This window comes from Undibacterium sp. JH2W (assembly GCF_049340425.1).
Taxonomy (GTDB): Bacteria; Pseudomonadota; Gammaproteobacteria; order Burkholderiales; family Burkholderiaceae_D; genus Undibacterium.
Genome location: NZ_JBMPOT010000011.1, coordinates 101450 through 117146, shown reverse-complemented (window position 1 = coordinate 117146; position 15697 = coordinate 101450). Strand labels below are relative to the sequence as shown.

The following is a 15697-nucleotide window of genomic DNA, read 5'->3' as shown; positions in this document are numbered from 1 at the left end:
TTAAGATGGACTGTCGAACACTTCTACCAGCATATCGATGAACAAGCGGGTGCGCAAAGGCAAATAACGGCGTGAAGCATACATGACTCTTATGGGCGCGCTGTCACCACTCCAGTCGGCCAGCACTTCCACCAGGCTGCCATCGGCCAGTGCCGGTGCCACATCCCAGATAGAACGCCTGACCAGGCCCAGGCCAGCGCAGGCCCAGTCATGAGCCTGTTCACCATTATTGGTCAGCCAGTTGCCTTGCACTCTTACAGTCTGGCTTTCGCCGGTTTGAGTTGAATGCAATTGCCAGTCTGCATGCATGGCACTGGATGGCTGCATGAGTATGCAACTATGCTGGCTTAAATCGGCTGGTATGCGCGGCGGATCTCGTCGGGCGAAATACCCAGGCGCTGCACAAATGACGCGACGATTGTCGGCCAGTTTGCGCGCCACCAGGCGTGAATCACCATTCGACCCTATGCGCACCACGCAATCGAAACCAGATTCTATGACATCCACTACATCATCATTGAGCGAGAGCTGTACCTGCAAGGCTGGATGCTGGCGGGCGAATTTCGCCAGTGCCGGGCCTATGTAATGCCGGCCCAGGGCCACCGGGGACGAGACTCGCAGCAGACCGCGTGCCTCTGCCTGGCCCAACCCCAGTTCCGCCTCGGCATTGGTGACATCCAGCAAGATGGCCTGACAGCGTTCAAAATACAGGGCGCCTTCTTCTGTAAGACTCAGGCTGCGTGAACTGCGTTGCAACAGGCGCACACCCAGGGCGGCTTCCAGACGGCTCATGCGCTTGCTCCCTACGGCAGGGGAAAAGCCCAGTTCCCGCCCTGCTGCAGACAGGCTGCCACTGAGCACCGCCTGCACAAACAACTTCATATCGGCCAGTTCTATCATCTGCAAATCCATGCATCTTTTCAATAATGGAATAGATGCTTTGATAAATAAGTCTATTTTCAAGAATTTGGAATGGTAGCACAGTAGCGTTCAGGACAAATTCGCTGATCAACTCAAAACCACTCGTTTATTAAAGGAAATACCATGCATACCAAATTCTTATCCAGCCTCGGCTTCATCTTGCTCACTGGTTTCGTTGCACAAACTGCCCAAGCGGAGGATGGCTTGCCGCAGCCACTGAACACCATAGTCGATAAATCCATCCCGGCGGCACAGCAGCAAAGCATGGCTCTGGCTGCACGTCGCTACTATGCTTTCTGGAATAGCGGCGAGGCGCAATACGCGCAAACTGCGCTTGCTGCTAACTTTATCGACAGGAATTTGCCCGCAGGCCGCCCACAAGGACCAGATGGCGCTTTGTTTGCCTCAAAAAACTTTCGCACGGCTGTGCCTGATTTGAAACTGCAAGTCGACGAGATGTTGCTGGTCGGTGACCGCGTCATAGGTCGTTTGCATTTCACTGGTCACTATAGCGGCAGCTTTCATGGGCAACAGGGGGATGGCCGCAAGGTGGATTTTATAGCGACCGATATTTATCGCATTGCCGATGGCCGCATCGCTGAAAACTGGCATCTGGAAGATAACCTGACGCTGTTGCAGCAAATGGGCGTAATAAAAAACTGAAATCAAAAACTGAATAGCGCAGAGTAGAACGGGAGCAAGAAAATGTCAGAAAAAATCATCCTGCCAGCAGGCCAGTATTGGCCAGATGGTATACGCATGGTGGTGTCCATTTCCATGCAGTTCGAAGCCGGAGCGCAAGCTGAGCATCAGAATGGCTCTCCTTTCCCGGCCATGGCAGACCAGAGCCTGCCAGATTTGCCAGCGCGCACCTGGTTTGAATATGGAGCAAGGGAAGGTATACCCCGTATGCTGGATTTGTGGGACAAGTTCAAAGTGCCGGTCACCTCGCATATGGTAGGCCAGGCGGTATTGCACAGGCCAGCGCTGGCGCGTGAGATTGTCGAGCGTGGTCATGAAGCTGCTGCCCATGGTCATAGCTGGACACCACACTGGAGCATGACAGAGGCAGAAGAGCGCGCCTCTTACCTTGCCAACAGTGAAGCGATATTTGCAGCCACAGGCACGCGTCCTACCGGTTTCAATGCTTTCTGGCTGCGTGGCACGGTGCATACCCTGAGCATCTTGCAGTCACTGGGTTTTAGCTATCATATCGATGACCTCAGTGCCGATGAACCCATGCTTACTACCGTCAATCAACAACCTTTTGCCATCGTGCCCTATACCTTGCGCAATAATGACATCGCCCGCTTTGGCGCAGAAGGGCCACTGACGGCACAGGCTTTTGGGCAAGAGTTGCGCGATGAGTTTGATCAGCTGTATATGGAAGCTGGCTACAAGCGGCGCATGATGTCAGTGTCGCTGCATGACCGCATAGGTGGTACACCTGCACGTGCCAGGATCATGGGTGAATTCCTGCAATATGCCTTGCAGCATCCCGGTGTCGTTTTCATGCGCAAGGACCAGATTGCTGCACTGGCACTGAGCCTGCCAGATGTACCGCAGAAATGAAGGCAGGGTAGAACTGAGTTTATCTGCGTTTTCTGGATAAGCAAATTCCAAATCCATCCTTGTGATTTTTGTAAGTCATTTGTATGATCTGAGTAGCTCAAATCACATAAAAGGATGTCTGGAATGAAGCTGGAAACTATTGCCGTACATGGTGGCTATACACCCGACCCGACCACGCGCGCAGTGGCCGTGCCTATCTACCAGACCGTTGCCTATGCCTTTGATAATACCCAGCATGGAGCAGACCTGTTTGATTTGAAAGTGCAGGGCAATATCTATTCACGCATCATGAATCCCACCAATGATGTGCTGGAAAAACGCGTGGCCGAGCTGGAAGGTGGCATTGCCGGTCTGGCCCTGGCTTCTGGCCAGGCTGCGATCACCTATGCAATACAGACGATAGCCGAGGCCGGTGACAATATCGTCTCTGCCTCTACCCTGTATGGCGGCACCTATAATCTGTTCGCCCATACTTTGCCGCAGTTCGGCATAGAAACCCGCTTCGCCGATTATCGTGATCCTGAATCCTTTGCCGCACTGATTGATGGCAAAACCAAGGCGGTGTTTGTTGAATCTATCGGTAACCCGCTAGGCAATATCACCGATATCGAAGCGATTGCCAAGGTGGCCCATAGACATGGTGTGCCGTTGATCGTCGATAACACCGTGCCTTCGCCTTATCTCTTGCGCCCCATAGAATTTGGTGCCGATATCGTGGTGCATTCATTGACTAAATACCTGGGTGGGCATGGTAATTCCATAGGTGGCATCATTGTCGATTCTGGTAAATTCCCCTGGGCGGAACATAAAGAAAGATTCAAGCGACTCAATGAGCCTGATGTCTCTTATCACGGCGTAATGTATACAGAAGCATTGGGTGCTGCAGCCTACATAGGCCGCGCCCGCGTCGTGCCATTACGTAATACGGGTGCTGCCTTGTCGCCCTTCAACGCCTTCCTGATACTACAGGGCATAGAAACCCTGGCTTTGCGTCTGGACAGGATCACTGACAACACCATCAAGATTGCCCATTACCTGGATAAGCACACTAAAGTGAAATGGGTAAATTACGCTGGCTTACCTGAACACAAAGACCATGCACTGGCGCAGAAATACCTGGGCGGCAAGCCTTCTGGTATCCTGACCTTTGGCCTCGAAGGCGGGCGTGAAGCTGGCGGCCGCTTCCAGGATGCCTTGCAGTTATTCACCCGTTTGGTGAATATAGGTGATGCCAAGTCCCTGGCTTGCCATCCAGCCAGCACCACGCACAGGCAATTGAATCCTGATGAACTGGCGAAAGCTGGCGTCACTGAAGACACTGTGCGTTTGTCGATAGGTATAGAACATGTCGATGACTTGATTGCTGATCTGGAGCAGGCACTGGCAGCCGCTTAGGCTTACAAGCTGTTGCCAATTCGGTCGACGGTGTTGTACATGCCAGACGCCTTAATTTTGCAACAGCATGACCCGCTAAAACGATAGAAAAATCAGACGTGGTTTGTGTCTGGCAGGGTGCGCCATGCGCTCCGTTTCTTGATGTATGTATCTCTGAGTGAGGCCTTAACTTTCTTGAGATTTTTGAAAAAAGCGATGCGCGCGGCGCACCCTGCATACTGACTTTCACGATAGCCTCTAAGTTTGCCTCAGCTGGCTTCAATCAGGCTGGCAGGATACAAGGTATTGGCTACTGCCAGCGGCAATTCAAAAAAGAACTGGCTGCCTACATCAAGCGTTGAGGTGAAGCCTATACTGCCATCCATTTTTTCCATGATGGTTTTGCAGATATTCAAGCCCAAGCCGGTGCCGCCTTTTTTGCGGGTGTTGGAACCATCAACCTGGCTGAATTTCTGGAAAATCTTGCTATGGAAATTAGGTGGTATGCCACAACCATGGTCGGTGACGATGACTTTCAGTCTTTGTTTTTCCAGGTTCAATTCCACCGTGACTTCGACTTCCCCTCCCTTGTACGAAAACTTGATGGCATTTGATAACAAGTTGGCGAGCACCTGGGCAAGCCGCTGGCGGTCTACATTTACGGGCAAATCCGCATACTTTTCCTGGCAAATCATGGTGACGCCATATTGATCTGCATAGGCCTTGTTGGTATTGATGGCATCCTGCATCAAGGGGCCGATAGGGCTGATCTGGAAATTGAATTCCATTTTTCCTGATGCGATTTTTCCCAGATCGAGTATGTCGTTGATGAGGTGTAGCAAGCGGTCCCCATTGCGCATGGCGACGGTAATTAATTCCTGTGCCTTATCAGGAACCTGACCCGCCACGCCTGCGGCGACCAGGCGCAGGGCCCCGTTGATTGACGTTAATGGCGTACGCAATTCATGGCTGACCATGGAAACAAATTCATTCATCATCATTTCTACACGCTTGCGGTCAGCAATATCAAAACTCATGGCGTAGAAGCCATCGACTTCACCTGCATCATTGTAGGCAGGCACATACACAGACTGATAATAGTAGTCGCGTTTGTTGAGATTGCCTTCGCCTTCAAAACTGACCCTTTCACCCGCCAGCACAGCCTGTACATGCGGAGCATGGGCTTTGCAGAAATCATCACCAACGACTTCGCGCATGGTCCTGCCCAGCAGGTGATGGGGTTTGACGCCGAATTCTGTCGTTACGAAAGCATTCACGAACAGGTAACGCTCCTGCCTGTCCATGAAAGCGATAATGCAGGGAAGATTATCGGCTATCGCCTGCAAACGGCTTTGCACACTACGTTGTTCTTGCAAGGCATTTTCCAGCTGGCTGGCTTTTAACTCAATTTCACGCGTACGCTCAATGACCGTTGCTTCCAGATCCTGATTGCTGCGCTCGATTTTTGTCAGGTATTGCTCTTCTTTTTCAGTATCCCGGCTATCGTAGTGGATAACAGGTGAGCTTCATGGAAGCCCTCGACGACAGGGAAGACGGGTTTTGCCGTGTTGGCATCACGGGTTTGCGTACGCTGCTCCATGAAAGAACTCAGCTTGATCAATGAAGAAGACAGGCGGCGCGCCAGCAGCGATGCCAGTAGGGCAATACCAATCCCAGTACCGCCGGATATCATGATTTCACGCTGCAGATTGTGCAGGGCTGCCATGGCAACATCCTTGGGCTGGCGTACCAGTATGCTCCATTGCAAGGAAGGATAATTTCGTGCCTGACCTGTCATGGTATAAGCAGTCAGGTATTTCTGCCCATCATCTCATAGCTCTTCGGTGACACCACTCTTGCCGTTTCGAGAAAGTTGAAGGCTGCTGGCCGTTATTTTTGTTTCTTCCATTTTCAGTGGCCCCAGCAAGACCGTGCCATCTTCACGCGCCACCAGGACTTCTGCTGCATATTGCTTGTCGGCCGGTGCCAGTATGTTTTGCACCAGATTGTGTGTCCAGTTCCAGCTCAGGTGCACACCCAGTACACCACGCAGGCTGTCGTCCGAACTATAGACAGGAATCGATACATCCACAAAGCGCCAGGGGTCTATGCTATACGGCGGCAGCTTTTGCAATAGCAAGGCTGGGTGATAGTCCCCTGCATACAAGGATTTCTTGCCGTTGATGAACCAGGTACGCTGGCTGACGTCCTGCCCTTCCAGCATGTCCTTGGTGGATGCCAGTACCTTGCCATCGGGGGCAGCCAGGCCTATCCAGGCATAGTCTGAGAAATTGTGCTGCAGGTGATCAAGGATGCGGCGCACATCGGCCGGGTCTTTGCCATCCCTGACTTCATCGAGTTGTGACAGCAGTTGTACATCGCTGACCGATTTTTGCATGACCTGGTCGAGTGCATCACGCATTTGCCATGCCACTTGCTGCTGCCTTTGCCCCGCTTCTTTTTGCGCATAATTTTTGGCGAAATGATCAACCAGTAACAGGGCCGACAGAACTGTACATAGAACTACTGCACTGACCCCCAGGGTGAGCAGGGTCGCGAGCCTGGGATACGAAGTAGATTTAACGTTAGCCATGGTAGCGATAAAGTGGTGGAGTTCTTTAAACTTGCATGTCTTAAGCTGGTCGTGACTTTGTCATAATAATACGCCTAACAGGCTGCAATACGGTGTTTTGCGCACTGCAACAAGTTTTGCATTGTGGCGACAATCACAGCATATTTGAAATCTGGATAATTAACTTCATTTTTATTCGTTTTCTGCCTTAGGTAATTTCTGTACATTCAATCTCTGTGACGAAAAACATCAATACAGAGAACGTGTATGACAGCTTCCCCACTTATCGAGAACCACACTGAACCACTGATATTGACTGCTGCTCGCCAGCGCGCCAAAGACGCTGGTTTGCCATTTGCTGGCAGCGTTTCCCCGACGGACGCCTGGGAATTGCTGCAGCAAGGCCTGGCGGTGATTGTTGATGTACGTAGTAATGAAGAGCGCAAATTCGTTGGCCATCTGCCAGACAGCGTGCATGTGCCCTGGGCGACAGGCACTGCCCTGACGCGCAACCCCCGCTTTGTCAAAGAGCTGGAAGGCAAACTCAAGGACAAGCAGGCCGTGGTCTTGCTGCTGTGTCGCAGCGGCAAGCGTTCTGCACTGGCAGCCGAAGCCGCCAGCCAGGCTGGTTTGCCAAATGTCTTCAATATAGAACAGGGTTTTGAAGGTGACTTGGATGAATCGCAGCAACGTGGGCATAGCGGCGGCTGGCGTTTCCACAAGCTGCCCTGGGTACAAGATTGAAGTAATTGAAGCGTTGAAAAGGCAGAGCATCATGGGACAAGCATTGCAACAGACTAAAGAGATACGCGCCTCGCTATTCGGCATAGAGCAGGTTGTCAGCGAACTGGCAGTAGTGCGCCATGCCTGGCGGCGTCGCCAGCAAAGATCAGCAGAACCTGGCGGACGGGAATTGCCATCGCGCGATGCATTGGCAAAAATCCTCAATGACCTGCGTGGCGCACTCTTCCCCATGCGCCTGGGGCCGCCTGAATTGCGGCAAGAGAGTGAAGATTTTTATGTAGGCCATACCCTTGATACTGTCCTGCATTCTTTGTTGAGCCAGGTCAGGCTGGAACTTAGCTATGCCTCACGCTATCACGAAGAAGAAGGCCTGCATATCGATGACCGTGCCCTGACGATAGTGCGTGAATTTTCCCGCGCCCTGCCCGGCATACGCTCATTGCTGGACAGTGATGTCATCTCAGCCTATCAGGGTGACCCTGCAGCGCGCACGGTAGATGAAGTCTTGCTGTGCTACCCCGGCATACTGGCGATGATACATCACCGTATTGCCCATCAACTGTACCAGCTAGGCGTGCCACTGCTGGCGCGCATCGTAGCCGAGATTGCCCATGGCCAGACCGGTATAGATATCCACCCTGGTGCCAGCATAGGTGCGGGCTTTTTCATCGATCATGGCACCGGTGTGGTGATAGGTGAAACTGCCGTCATAGGCCAGCGTGTGCGTATTTACCAGGCCGTTACGCTGGGGGCAAAACGCTTCCCCAGCGATGATGATGGCAAGTTGCAAAAAGGTTTACCGCGTCACCCCATCGTTGAAGATGATGTGGTGATTTATGCCGGTGCTACGGTACTGGGTCGCGTCACCATAGGCCGCGGTGCCATTGTCGGTGGCAATGTCTGGGTGACCAGCGATGTGGCGGCAGGCAGCCATGTCAGTCAGGCCAGCTTGCGGCACGAACAGCAAAATCCCGTTTCTTTGGTTTGAATAAGTGAGCTTCAGATAAACAGCCGTGAACTACATAACACGGTTGCTTATCCCCGCACGCCTGTTCATGTTTATTTTTTCGATACACTGACTTTAATGGAGTAGAGTAATGACAGATGTAAGCAATGAAGTAGCTGCGGGTAATTTCGCCCTCAGCGACAATGCCGCCAGGCAGTTAGCAAACGCGACCAAGACCGTTCCACAGTTATCCACCATCTCGCCACGCTGGCTGGTGCATCTGTTGCAATGGTTGCCGGTAGAGGCAGGTATCTACCGTCTCAACAAGGTAAAAAATCCCAAGGATGTGCGGGTAGCCTGCTCCCAGCGTGATGAATCTGAATTGCCGCAAACCTTTGTTGATTATGACGAACAGCCACGCGAGTATTTCCTCAATGCGGTCGCCACCGTGCTGGACGTACATACGCGTATCTCTGATTTGTACAGCAGCCCGCATGATCAGATCAAGGAACAATTGCGTCTGACCGTAGAAACCATCAAGGAAAGGCAGGAAAGCGAACTCATCAATAATCCTGACTATGGTCTGCTGGCCAATGTGCATGACGATCAGCGCATCTCCACCCTGACCGGTGCACCTACACCGGATGACCTTGACGATTTGCTGACCAAGGTCTGGAAAGAGCCTGGCTTCTTCCTCGCTCACCCGCTGGCGATTGCCGCTTTTGGCCGTGAATGCACGCGCCGTGGTGTGCCACCACCGACAGTCAGCCTGTTCGGTTCGCAATTCCTGACCTGGCGCGGCGTGCCACTGGTGCCGTCTGACAAATTACCTATCGAAGATGGAAAAACAAAAATCATCCTGTTGCGTGTTGGTGAAAAACGCCAGGGTGTGGTTGGCTTGTTCCAGCCTGGCCTGGCTGGCGAACAAAGCCCTGGTTTGTCGGTGCGCTTCATGGGCATCAACCGCAATGCGATTGCCTCTTATCTCATCTCCCTGTACTGCTCGTTGGCAGTATTGACAGATGATGCAGTGGCTGTTCTCGATGACGTAGAGATAGGTAAATATCATGACTATCCTGACACCTATAAATAATACTGGCGCGGCGAATTCGGGTTTGCCAGATGAAGCCGTGCTGAACCAGATGGCAGCAGAATTTTTTGCACTGGTGCCAGGTGCGGCGCAAGCAGCGGCGCAATTCTTGCCGGGCTTTAGCAAGGGCAATACGCCTGAAGCACCACCGTCGGCGCATACGCCTGTGCACGATAGCAGCTCGGTACAAAGCCAGCCTTTTGTCTCTGCCAGTGGCGTGCCACAAAATGCTGGTAGCAGCATAGCGCCATCTCGCCCGCAAGCAGGTGGTGCCAGTTCCAGCACACCCTATTATTTTGTCGGGCAAGAGCACGGTTATCCAATTGCTGACAATAATCTGGACAATCTTGCTGCCCAGGGCACAGGCAAGCAGGCTGGGGCGAGTGCTTTCAATGTGCCTGGACAGGAGCAATTGCAACGCATACTGGGCGAGCTGTATCCAGCTACGTCGGCCACGTCTGCACCTGCACAGCAAGCCGGTGGCAGTGCTACACAGCCCGCGTATTATTTCCAGCAAGGCGAGCAAGACTACTGGGATCAGGCACCAAGGGCAGCGAATCCATCACTGGCGGCACCCTTTGACATCAATGCCGTGCGCAGGGATTTCCCTATCCTGGCTGAGCGTGTCAATGGCAAGCAACTGGTGTGGTTTGATAATGCAGCCACCACGCACAAGCCAAAGTCGGTGATAGATCGTATCAGTTATTTTTATGAGCATGAAAACTCAAATATACATAGAGCGGCGCATGAACTGGCGGCACGTGCCAGCGATGCTTATGAGTCTGCCCGCAAAAAGGTAGCCAGGTTTCTGGGTGCTGCCACTGAACAGGAAATCATCTTTGTACGTGGCGCGACTGAAGGTATCAATCTGATCGCGCAAACCTTTGGCAAGAAGTTCATAGCTGCGGGTGATGAGATCATCGTTTCTGAGCTGGAGCATCATGCCAATATCGTACCCTGGCAACAACTGGCGGCTGAGAAGGGCGCGGTCATACGCGTCATTCCTGTGGATGACAGTGGCCAGGTCTTGCTTGATGAGTACCGCAAACTCCTGAACAGCAAGACCCGTCTGGTGGCAGTAACCCAAGTATCCAATGCCCTGGGTACTATCGCACCTGTGCACGAGATCACGGCCCTGGCCCATGCCGCTGGTGCCCGCGTGCTGATAGACGGGGCGCAAGCCGTGTCCCATCTGCGCGTGAATGTGCAGGCGCTGGATGCCGACTTTTATGTCTTCTCTGGCCACAAGATATTTGGCCCGACTGGCATAGGTGTGGTGTATGGCAAGAAGGCCTTGCTGGAACAACTGCCACCCTGGCAGGGCGGTGGCAATATGATTGCAGATGTGACTTTCGAGCATACCCGTTATCAGCCAGCACCGGCACGCTTTGAAGCTGGCACTGGCAATATCGCTGATGCCGTCGGCTTGGGAGCCGCGCTTGATTATGTCGAGCGCATAGGCCTGGAAAATATCGCCCTGTATGAACATGCCTTGCTGGAATATGCAACGCATGGTCTGAAAAGCATACCTGGCGTGCGCCTGGTCGGTACCGCGCATCAAAAAGCCAGTGTCGCGTCTTTTGTGCTGGCAGGGTATGAAACGGCAGAAGTAGGCAAGGCGCTCAATGAAGAGGGAATCGCAGTACGTTCCGGCCATCATTGCGCCCAACCCATCTTGCGTCGCTTTGGTCTGGAGGCAACGGTACGGCCTTCGTTTGCTTTCTACAATACTTGTGAAGAGATAGATCGCTTGCTGGCTGTGGTACGCAGGCTGGCGAATAATCGTAAGTGAAATTCGTAAATAAAATTCGCAAATGAAGTAAATCGTTTTAAGGCACCACCTGTCCCTTGAAGAAGGGGCAGGCTTTTTTATTTCTTTGTTATTTCTGTACCGCTTTCAATATAAACTCACTAGTGTCACGCAATGCCGCCCTGGATTTCGCCGGGCTATCCATCATGCGCGATAACAGTAATCCACCTATCAATGAAGACAAGACGCCATGGGCGGTAGTGGCATCATCTTTTGCCCCGGATCGTTGCAACTGTCTGGTGATCAATATCAGTAATTCATCTACACCTTGCGCCATCACTTCTTTGCTCGCCGCCTCGCCGCGTGCTGCTTCTGCCCCCAGTGCCGCAATCGCACAACCATGTCCTGGATGTTCACTGTGCGCCAGGCTCAGATAGGTATGCACCAGGCTGGCGATGGCTTCCTCGTTGCTGACCAGTTCTGTCTTGCGTAGCAGTTCTGTCCGAGTGGTTTCCAGTGCGGTATTGCAGGCTTCGGCTATCAGGGCTTCCTTGGATTCAAAGTGCTTGTAAAAACCACCATGCGTGAGCCCGGCTTCTTTCATCAGGTCGGCCACGCCTATGCCATTGATGCCATGTTCCCGATACAGGCGGGCAGCGGTTTCTACGATGCGCTCGCGGGTTTGCGCAGCTTGTTCGCGGGTAGTTCTCATTATTTTTTCCTCAAAAATCTAGGGGCCAAGATTTTCTTTTTATGACTGTTTTGGCCAAGTTTGACATGAATCTCTATTTTAGATGATAATCAACATCTATTGGATTATAATCGTCATCTAATTTGGAGGGCAGCATGAATACACCAGGCAAAGAAGTCATTGATCCCATCATGAACATGATCCTGCAGGCATTTACCCAGCCGCAAAGGCAGCAAGAAACTGAGGATGATAAAAAGGCATTGATAAAAGCGCGACCAGTCAGTATTCCTTATGCCGGTCTGAAATTGCGTGCCTGGACCTGGGGGCAGGGGCCGCAAGTCTTGCTCCTGCATGGTTGGGAAAGCCGGGCCAGCCATATGGCTGGCTTTGTCGCCCCTTTGCTGCAAGCCGGTTTTGGCGTGACTGCGCTGGATGCACCGGCTCACGGTGCATCGCCAGGTGAAACGAGCAATGTGCTTGATTATGGCAAGGCCGTCGTTGCGCTTGCCCAGCATATCGGGCCGCTGACAGCCACTATCTCCCATTCCGTAGGTTCAGCCGCCAGCCTGTATGCCTTTGCGCAAGGTGTGCAAGTCAAGGCCAGTGTCCATCTGTGCGGTCCGGCTTCGTTGACACGGGTATTCCAGCACGCCGCCAGGGCAGGTGGCCTGGATGAGGCAGCGACAATACAGCTGGAAGAGATGCTGGCAAGCAGCATAGGCGCACCGCTGTCTTCCATGGATCTGTCTCAACTGCAGCACGGCATGCGCCACCCGGCCCTGATCATGCATGATCCTGAAGATAAAGAAATGCCCTATTCCGAAAGCCAGGCACTGGCTGCTGCCTGGCCGCAAGCCAGCCTGGTGGCTTGCGCTGGAACTGGACACAGACGCATCTTGCGCACGCCAGAGATTTATGCAGCGGCAGTGAGCTTCATTATTAAAAACATCGTCGCTGCGATTGTTGGAAAAGTTCAAGACACCGAAGATGCCGGAGAAAAATCATGAAAAACCTCAGCCCCTGGCCTACTTTCGCCCTGGCCAGCGTTGCCGTATTTTTGGTATCGCTCGATGCCACCATAGGCTTCGCCGTCTTCCCCGCGCTGCGCCATGCCTTCCCGGATGTTCGACCCAGTGAGTTGTCCTGGGTGCTCAATGCTTACACCATCGTATATGCCGCGTTGCTGGTGCCTGCCGGTCGGCTGGCAGATTTATTGGGGCGCAAGCGCCTGTTTATACTCGGCGTGGGTATATTTACCCTGGCATCCGGTTTGTGCGGCGTGGCTGGCAGTACGGGCATGTTGATCTTCTTCCGTGTCTTGCAAGCTATTGGTGCCGCCTTGCTGACACCGACTTCACTGGCACTGGTATTGCAGGCTTTTCCTATCGAGAAGCGTGCCATCGCCGTCAGCCTGTGGGGCGCGGTTGCTGCACTGGCGGCGGCGGTTGGGCCTAGCGTGGGTGCGCTCATTATCGAGAGCATCAACTGGCAATGGGCATTTTTGATCAATGTCCCCATAGGTATTGTCGCCATGATCAGAGCCGCGCTAAGCCTGTCAGAATCGCGCAACCTGGAAACCGGTCACCGCTTTGACTGGCCAGGCGTATTCTTGCTGATCGCAGGCAGTGGCTTGCTGATACTGGGCATAGTCCAGTCCGATAGCTGGGGTTGGCTGGCACCCGCGACTCTTGCCACCATCAGCGCTGGTGTGGCAATACTTCTTGTCTTTATCTTTTGGGCCAAAGGCAAGCCACATGCGGCAGTCGATTTGAGCTTGTTCGAGGACAGGAATTATCGCTTTGTGAATGCTGCCACCCTGGTATTTGGTGCAGCGTTTACTGCCATGTTCCTAAGCTTCTTTTTGTTCATGACCGCGATCTGGCATTACGGCCTGACCAAGGCGGGATTTGGCATTACTCCGGGGCCTTTGATGGTCATGCCGGTAGCGATTATCTCAGGCCGTTACGTCGCACGCTATGGGCACAAACCCTTGCTGGTGGCAGGTGGTTTGATCTATGCCTTGAGCGGCTTATGGTTTTACCTGAACACCAGCCCGACTGCTGATTATCTTACAGTATGGCTACCCGGCATGCTGCTCAGTGGCATAGGGGTAGGCCTGGTGTTGCCATCGCTTTCAGGCGCAGCCGTTGCGCGCCTGCCTGCAAAACGCTTTGGTGTGGGGAGTGCGGTCAACCAGGCAGTACGCCAGTTTGGCTCTGCCCTGGGCGTGGCTTTCACCGTGACCATACTGGGTGGACAGGTGCAGAATCTGCAGCAATTCCGCTATGTCTATCTCTTCCTGATCGCTGGTGGCGTATTGACTGCATTATTGAGTCTGTTCATTCGGACGCAGCCCTTGTCGATTCAGGAAGGTCGCATCAAGGTGGCAACAGCAGCTTGATCTTAAGACCATACTGCAATAAAGTCGCTATTTAATTCACTACTGACATGCACGATGGGAATGTCATTACCACTTTCCAGACTGGCCTTTCTTGACCAGCTCAGGGGCTTTGTTGCAGTAGGCCGCCACATGAGCATCACACTGGCGGCGGATGAACTGTGCCTGAGTCAGTCTGCGGTCAGTCGCCAGATACAGGCACTGGAACAGCAGCTAGGCATAGCCTTGCTGGTACGCGGCTATCGCAGTATTGCTTTCACCGCAGAAGGTGAACGCCTGTTCCGCAGCGCTGACGCTGCCTTGCAGCAGTTACAGGATATCGCTGGTGATATTCTTGTGCAATCGCAGGCCAAACCAGTCAGGCCAGTCACCATCAGCGCCAGCATAGGCTTGACGGGTTTGTGGTTATTGCCCAGGTTGAATGCATTTCAAAAACTGTTCCCATCTATTGATGTGCGCATTTCAGCCAATAATAAAATCATAGACCAGAATAAGGATGGCATAGACTTGGCGCTACGTTATACCAACGCCCAGTCCGTACCTGCAGATGCGATACGCCTGTTCGATGAAACCATCGTTCCCGTAGCGCATCCATCGCTGGGCATGAAGTACAAAAAGAACGGCAAGCTGGCATTGCAATGGCCGCTGCTGGAATTTGAAGAATCAAAAAAAGACTGGCTCTCGTGGTACGACTGGCTTAGCAAAGAGGATATGCAGGCAGCCAGGGCGCGCGGCATCCTGCATTTCAATCAATATGATCAACTGATACAGGCAGCAGTTGCTGGCCAGGGCATAGCACTGGGGCGGCTAGAATTGATACAGGACTTCATCGCCGATGGCAGGCTGATGACATTGACACCCGGCAAGCGCCAGGGTGAACATGGCTTTGCTTACTGGCTGCTGGTCTCGGATGCCGGGCTCAGTGCGGATGCACTGCAGGTTAAAGACTGGTTACTCAGCGAGGCCAGCAAGACCAAGGCTCAGGCATCAGGATGAGTCAATAAGTCATTGCAATAGATCATTGCAAAAACGCAGTGCATCATCGAGCCTGTCATTACCCCAGAACATCTGCTCTCCTACAAAGAAAGTCGGTGCGCCAAATATGCCCTTGCTCATGGCCAGCTCAGTTTGCGTGCGCAGCTTCATTTTGTTTTCATCACTGAGCGCCTGTGCGATAACTTCTGCCGCTGGCAGGCCCATGTCATTCAGCACCGCAGTCACTACTTCCTTGTCATCAATATCGCGATCATGTGCAAAATTCATTTGCATGATGCGACGGCAATATTCTGCCATCCAGCTTTGTTCTGCAGCCAACACCGCGACTCTTAATGGCAAGATGGCGGAACGCGGAAAATTGCCAGGTTTTTTCCAGGGCAAGCCATATTTTCGGCATTGTCTTTCCATATCCAGCCAGACATATGCGCCCTTGGATTCTTGTAATACAAAAGGTGAAGTGTTCCACCCAAAAGCCTGGAAGATGGGGCCAAGCAAGAACGGCTGCCAGCGTACCCTGACGCCGGCCTTGGCCGCATCCTGCTCTATGCGCATGACACTCAGGTAACTGTAATTGCTGCCAAACTCAAACCAAAAATCAATGACAGGCATGGTGGTAATAGGAGTATCCATCTTGATTTCCTTT

The 15697-nt window shown here is 52.8% G+C and carries 16 protein-coding genes; 10 read left to right on the top strand and 6 right to left on the bottom strand.

The window, feature by feature from the left end; genetic code table 11:
* On the bottom strand, nucleotides 1-912 hold the full coding sequence (locus ACO0LC_RS17865; RefSeq protein ID WP_423005496.1) for a LysR family transcriptional regulator: 912 nt from the start codon (nucleotides 910-912) through the stop codon (nucleotides 1-3).
* Between the two features lie 132 nt (nucleotides 913-1044).
* On the opposite strand from ACO0LC_RS17865, the gene ACO0LC_RS17860 reads away from it, so the two are divergent.
* From ACO0LC_RS17860 to ACO0LC_RS17850, 3 genes are all read left to right on the top strand, one after another.
* Entirely contained in the window at nucleotides 1045-1584 is a 540-nt protein-coding gene (locus ACO0LC_RS17860) for an ester cyclase (protein ID WP_423005494.1), read from the top strand.
* A 42-nt stretch (nucleotides 1585-1626) separates the two neighbouring features.
* The gene (locus tag ACO0LC_RS17855) at nucleotides 1627-2493 is read left to right on the top strand and encodes a polysaccharide deacetylase family protein (RefSeq protein WP_423005492.1); all 867 of its coding nucleotides are present in this window, start codon (nucleotides 1627-1629) and stop codon (nucleotides 2491-2493) included.
* Between the two features lie 123 nt (nucleotides 2494-2616).
* Entirely contained in the window at nucleotides 2617-3888 is a 1272-nt protein-coding gene (locus ACO0LC_RS17850) for an O-acetylhomoserine aminocarboxypropyltransferase/cysteine synthase family protein (protein ID WP_423005490.1), read from the top strand.
* A 248-nt stretch (nucleotides 3889-4136) separates the two neighbouring features.
* Here ACO0LC_RS17850 and ACO0LC_RS17845 read toward each other — a convergent pair whose 3' ends face one another.
* The 3 genes from ACO0LC_RS17845 to ACO0LC_RS17835 all read right to left on the bottom strand — a co-directional run bounded on the left by ACO0LC_RS17845 (nucleotide 4137) and on the right by ACO0LC_RS17835 (nucleotide 6460).
* Nucleotides 4137-5243: an ATP-binding protein gene (locus ACO0LC_RS17845; RefSeq protein WP_423005488.1), complete on the bottom strand. Its 1107-nt coding sequence runs from the start codon at nucleotides 5241-5243 to the stop codon at nucleotides 4137-4139.
* A 92-nt stretch (nucleotides 5244-5335) separates the two neighbouring features.
* Entirely contained in the window at nucleotides 5336-5665 is a 330-nt protein-coding gene (locus tag ACO0LC_RS17840; RefSeq protein WP_423005486.1) for a hypothetical protein, read from the bottom strand.
* Between the two features lie 33 nt (nucleotides 5666-5698).
* Nucleotides 5699-6460, bottom strand: coding sequence for a PDC sensor domain-containing protein (locus tag ACO0LC_RS17835; RefSeq protein WP_423005484.1), 762 nt, complete (start codon nucleotides 6458-6460; stop codon nucleotides 5699-5701).
* Between the two features lie 246 nt (nucleotides 6461-6706).
* Between ACO0LC_RS17835 and ACO0LC_RS17830 the strand changes: the two genes are divergently transcribed.
* The 4 genes from ACO0LC_RS17830 (at nucleotide 6707) to ACO0LC_RS17815 (ending at nucleotide 11011) form a co-directional block, all read left to right on the top strand.
* A complete protein-coding gene (locus ACO0LC_RS17830) occupies nucleotides 6707-7183 on the top strand; it encodes a rhodanese-like domain-containing protein (RefSeq protein ID WP_423005482.1) in 477 nt (158 codons plus the stop codon).
* Nucleotides 7184-7214: 31 nt separating this feature from the next.
* The gene (epsC, locus tag ACO0LC_RS17825; RefSeq protein WP_423005480.1) at nucleotides 7215-8171 is read left to right on the top strand and encodes a serine O-acetyltransferase EpsC; all 957 of its coding nucleotides are present in this window, start codon (nucleotides 7215-7217) and stop codon (nucleotides 8169-8171) included.
* Between the two features lie 109 nt (nucleotides 8172-8280).
* Nucleotides 8281-9222 carry a family 2A encapsulin nanocompartment shell protein gene (locus ACO0LC_RS17820; protein ID WP_423005478.1) on the top strand — a complete coding sequence of 314 codons (942 nt, stop codon included), beginning with the start codon at nucleotides 8281-8283 and terminating at the stop codon, nucleotides 9220-9222.
* The gene (locus ACO0LC_RS17815; RefSeq protein WP_423005476.1) at nucleotides 9197-11011 is read left to right on the top strand and encodes a family 2A encapsulin nanocompartment cargo protein cysteine desulfurase; all 1815 of its coding nucleotides are present in this window, start codon (nucleotides 9197-9199) and stop codon (nucleotides 11009-11011) included. Before ACO0LC_RS17820 ends, ACO0LC_RS17815 begins: the two co-directional genes overlap by 26 nt.
* An 88-nt stretch (nucleotides 11012-11099) precedes the next feature.
* Here the strand turns inward: ACO0LC_RS17815 and ACO0LC_RS17810 are convergent, their stop codons facing one another.
* Nucleotides 11100-11681, bottom strand: coding sequence for a TetR/AcrR family transcriptional regulator (locus tag ACO0LC_RS17810; protein WP_423005474.1), 582 nt, complete (start codon nucleotides 11679-11681; stop codon nucleotides 11100-11102).
* Nucleotides 11682-11815: 134 nt separating this feature from the next.
* Between ACO0LC_RS17810 and ACO0LC_RS17805 the strand changes: the two genes are divergently transcribed.
* From ACO0LC_RS17805 to ACO0LC_RS17795, 3 genes are read left to right on the top strand one after another with little or no spacing between them, the layout of a single operon-like run.
* Complete coding sequence (locus ACO0LC_RS17805; RefSeq protein WP_423005472.1) at nucleotides 11816-12667, top strand: alpha/beta fold hydrolase; 852 nt, start codon at nucleotides 11816-11818, stop codon at nucleotides 12665-12667.
* On the top strand, nucleotides 12664-14061 hold the full coding sequence (locus ACO0LC_RS17800; protein ID WP_423005470.1) for an MFS transporter: 1398 nt from the start codon (nucleotides 12664-12666) through the stop codon (nucleotides 14059-14061). The genes ACO0LC_RS17805 and ACO0LC_RS17800 overlap by 4 nt, the downstream gene beginning before the upstream one ends.
* A 60-nt stretch (nucleotides 14062-14121) precedes the next feature.
* Nucleotides 14122-15054 carry a LysR substrate-binding domain-containing protein gene (locus tag ACO0LC_RS17795; protein WP_423005468.1) on the top strand — a complete coding sequence of 311 codons (933 nt, stop codon included), beginning with the start codon at nucleotides 14122-14124 and terminating at the stop codon, nucleotides 15052-15054.
* Nucleotides 15055-15063: 9 nt separating this feature from the next.
* On the opposite strand, the gene ACO0LC_RS17790 is transcribed toward ACO0LC_RS17795, so the two are convergent.
* Entirely contained in the window at nucleotides 15064-15684 is a 621-nt protein-coding gene (locus ACO0LC_RS17790; protein ID WP_423005466.1) for a 2-hydroxychromene-2-carboxylate isomerase, read from the bottom strand.
* Nucleotides 15685-15697 lie beyond the last annotated feature (13 nt).

Excerpts from the sequence above, each read along its gene's own strand:
- ACO0LC_RS17865 (WP_423005496.1), bottom strand. The coding sequence starts at position 912 with ATGGATTTGCAGATGATAGAACTGGCCGATATGAAGTTGTTTGTGCAG.
- ACO0LC_RS17860 (WP_423005494.1), top strand. The coding sequence starts at position 1,045 with ATGCATACCAAATTCTTATCCAGCCTCGGCTTCATCTTGCTCACTGGT.
- ACO0LC_RS17855 (WP_423005492.1), top strand. The coding sequence starts at position 1,627 with ATGTCAGAAAAAATCATCCTGCCAGCAGGCCAGTATTGGCCAGATGGT.
- ACO0LC_RS17850 (WP_423005490.1), top strand. The coding sequence starts at position 2,617 with ATGAAGCTGGAAACTATTGCCGTACATGGTGGCTATACACCCGACCCG.
- ACO0LC_RS17840 (WP_423005486.1), bottom strand. The coding sequence starts at position 5,665 with ATGACAGGTCAGGCACGAAATTATCCTTCCTTGCAATGGAGCATACTG.
- ACO0LC_RS17835 (WP_423005484.1), bottom strand. The coding sequence starts at position 6,460 with ATGGCTAACGTTAAATCTACTTCGTATCCCAGGCTCGCGACCCTGCTC.
- ACO0LC_RS17830 (WP_423005482.1), top strand. The coding sequence starts at position 6,707 with ATGACAGCTTCCCCACTTATCGAGAACCACACTGAACCACTGATATTG.
- epsC (WP_423005480.1), top strand. The coding sequence starts at position 7,215 with ATGGGACAAGCATTGCAACAGACTAAAGAGATACGCGCCTCGCTATTC.
- ACO0LC_RS17820 (WP_423005478.1), top strand. The coding sequence starts at position 8,281 with ATGACAGATGTAAGCAATGAAGTAGCTGCGGGTAATTTCGCCCTCAGC.
- ACO0LC_RS17815 (WP_423005476.1), top strand. The coding sequence starts at position 9,197 with ATGACTATCCTGACACCTATAAATAATACTGGCGCGGCGAATTCGGGT.
- ACO0LC_RS17810 (WP_423005474.1), bottom strand. The coding sequence starts at position 11,681 with ATGAGAACTACCCGCGAACAAGCTGCGCAAACCCGCGAGCGCATCGTA.
- ACO0LC_RS17805 (WP_423005472.1), top strand. The coding sequence starts at position 11,816 with ATGAATACACCAGGCAAAGAAGTCATTGATCCCATCATGAACATGATC.
- ACO0LC_RS17800 (WP_423005470.1), top strand. The coding sequence starts at position 12,664 with ATGAAAAACCTCAGCCCCTGGCCTACTTTCGCCCTGGCCAGCGTTGCC.
- ACO0LC_RS17795 (WP_423005468.1), top strand. The coding sequence starts at position 14,122 with ATGTCATTACCACTTTCCAGACTGGCCTTTCTTGACCAGCTCAGGGGC.
- ACO0LC_RS17790 (WP_423005466.1), bottom strand. The coding sequence starts at position 15,684 with ATGGATACTCCTATTACCACCATGCCTGTCATTGATTTTTGGTTTGAG.